We start from the raw sequence: 2370 nt of genomic DNA, 5'->3' as shown, positions 1-2370 counted from the left end.
ACAGTGGAGTGGCATGCTGGGGGAACCCCTAAGCACTGCTTTCGTCACAGTGAGGTGACCCCTTATGGCGGACCTGCCGAGTTTCGTCTCGATCCGTGAGGTCGGGCCACGGGACGGGTTGCAGAACGAGGACCCGATCCCGACCGACGCCAAGGTGCGGCTGCTCGACGCCCTCTCCGGCACCGGTGTACGCCGGATCGAGGCGGTGTCGTTCGTGCACCCCAAGGCGATCCCGCAGATGGCGGACGCCGACGAGGTGTGGCGGCGGGCGGTGAAGGCCGACGGGGTGCGCTACTCGGCGCTGGTGCCGAACACCCGGGGCGCGCAGCGGGCCCTCGCCGCCGGGTTCACCGAGATCGAGGTGGTGGTCTCGGCCAGTGACACGCACAACCGGCGCAACGTCAACAGGTCCACCGACGAGTCGCTGGACGACATCGCCGAGCTGATCGACCTGCTGCACGGTGCCTCGGCGCGGGTCGAGGTGATCGTGGCGACCAGCTTCGGCTGCCCGTACGAGGGGGACATCGACCCGCAGCGGGTGGCCGGGATCGTGGACCGGGTGGTCCGCGACGGCGCGGACCGGGTCGCGTTCGGCGACACCACCGGCATGGGCACCCCACGCCGGGTCCGCGAGCTGCTGACCGCGGTACGCGACCGCAACGCGCACGTGCCGGTCCTGCTGCACTTCCACAACACCCGGGGTACGGCGCTGGCCAACCTGTTGACCGCGTTGGAGCTGGGGGTGACCGAGTTCGACGCCAGCGTCGGTGGCCTCGGTGGCTGCCCGTACGCGCCGGGGGCGAGCGGCAACCTGGCCACCGAGGAGGCCGTGCACATGCTGCACGACATGGGCGTCGACACCGGCATCGACCTGCCGGCGCTGATCGAGGGGGCGGTGTTGGCGGTGGCGCTGCGCGGCAAGACGCTGCCGTCCGGTGTGCTGCGGGCCGGCCCGCGTACCCGGCTGACGCCGCTGCCGAGCTGAGGACGCGACGAAGGGGCCGGCGCGGTCGCCGGCCCCTTCCAGGTGCCTGGTCGCTCAGCTCACCGGGGTGAGCGTGCTCGGCCAGCTGTCGCGGAAGATGTCCGCGCTGCGGTCGGTGGCGCTGAACGTGCCGGCGAAGAGGTTGCTGACCCGGCTCGCCTCGGCGCTGCTCGGGTACGGGTTGGTGCAGCTGGTGCCGGCGCTGCCGCCGGACATCAGCAGCGAGCAGTTCCCGTTGTAGTTGTCCGGCAGGCCGAGGATGTGCCCGATCTCGTGGGTCATGATCCGCAGCACGCTGTACTGGGCGGCCTGCTGGGTGTCGATGTAGACCCGGCCGTTGCCGAGGCTGGTCCGCACGGCGTACGAGCCGCCGCCGGTGATCCGGTAGATCCGCAGGTTCGAGCCGCAGTTCGCCGTGAGCGTCAGGTTGACGGTGGCGTTGTTCCAGATCGTGGCGGCCTGGTTGGCGACGCTGGCGTAGCTGCCCGCCTGGCTGGTGTTGTAGCAGATGGTCATGGCGGCGGACGCGGGCGCGGGGTTGGCGACCGTGAGGCCGAGGGTGGTGAGTGCCGTCGCGAGCAACGCGACAGCGAGCCGATTGAGTCGTGAGGTCATCGCTGACTCCAATCCGGGAGGAGGGGTGTCAGGAGCCTAGCGATACTCATTCATGTTATTCAATGTCTTGCTCTCGGCTCGACTGTCTGATTCGCTCGTAGGTCGCCGACAGTCGTGCTCATGCGCTAGCCTAACGATCGTTCAGGTCGTTCTGGCGGAGGAGTCGGCGTGACGCTCGACGGTGAGGCACTGGAGCAGCTGCGCAAGCGCGCCCGGTCCGGCGGCGCGGACAAGTACCACGCCGCCAACGCGGCCAAGGGCAAGCTCTTCGCCCGTGAACGGGTCGCGCTCCTGGTCGACGAGGGGTCGTTCGTCGAGGACGGCCTCTACGCCAACGCGCTCGCCGACGGGCTGCCCGCCGACGGCGTGGTGACCGGCACCGCCACGATCGACGGCCGACAGGTCTGCCTGATGGCCAACGACTCCACAGTCAAGGCCGGCAGCTGGGGCGCCCGCACCGTCGAGAAGATCATCCGCATCATTGAGCGCGCGTACGGCGCCGGTGTGCCGATGGTCTACCTGGTCGACTCGGCCGGCGCCCGGATCACCGACCAGGTCGACCTCTTTCCCGGCCGGCGGGGCGCCGGCAAGATCTTCTGGAACCAGGTCCGCGCCTCGGGCTCGATCCCGCAGGTCTGCGCGCTGTTCGGTCCGAGCGCAGGGCTGCGTCGACGAGTCCATCAGGTACGCGAAGGAACGGCACGCCTTCGGTCAGCCGATCGGCGCCAACCAGGCCATCCAGTTCAAGATCGCCGACATGGAGTTGAAGG

3 protein-coding genes and 1 pseudogene are annotated in these 2370 nt (G+C 69.5%); 3 read left to right on the top strand and 1 reads right to left on the bottom strand.

Going from position 1 to position 2370, the window contains the following annotated elements:
• Window positions 1–64: 64 nt before the first annotated feature.
• Complete coding sequence (locus KBX53_RS29895) at window positions 65–985, top strand: hydroxymethylglutaryl-CoA lyase (protein WP_210863011.1); 921 nt, start codon at window positions 65–67, stop codon at window positions 983–985.
• A gap of 54 nt (window positions 986–1039) precedes the next feature.
• On the opposite strand, the gene KBX53_RS29890 is transcribed toward KBX53_RS29895, so the two are convergent.
• Window positions 1040–1600, bottom strand: coding sequence for a snapalysin family zinc-dependent metalloprotease (locus KBX53_RS29890; RefSeq protein WP_030331937.1), 561 nt, complete (start codon window positions 1598–1600; stop codon window positions 1040–1042).
• 168 nt (window positions 1601–1768) lie between these two features.
• On the opposite strand from KBX53_RS29890, the pseudogene KBX53_RS29885 reads away from it, so the two are divergent.
• Both KBX53_RS29885 and KBX53_RS29880 read left to right on the top strand, forming a co-directional pair.
• Window positions 1769–2260 (top strand): annotated as a pseudogene (locus KBX53_RS29885) (carboxyl transferase domain-containing protein); the annotation flags it as partial.
• 19 nt (window positions 2261–2279) lie between these two features.
• On the top strand, window positions 2280–2370 hold a 91-nt coding region (locus KBX53_RS29880; protein ID WP_369010017.1), incomplete at its 3' end, for an acyl-CoA dehydrogenase family protein.

Source organism: Micromonospora sp. M51 (assembly GCF_018070305.1).
Classification (GTDB): domain Bacteria; phylum Actinomycetota; class Actinomycetes; order Mycobacteriales; family Micromonosporaceae; genus Micromonospora; species Micromonospora parva.
Note: the sequence above shows the minus strand (reverse complement) of the source record. Positions and strands in the feature narration are given on the sequence as shown.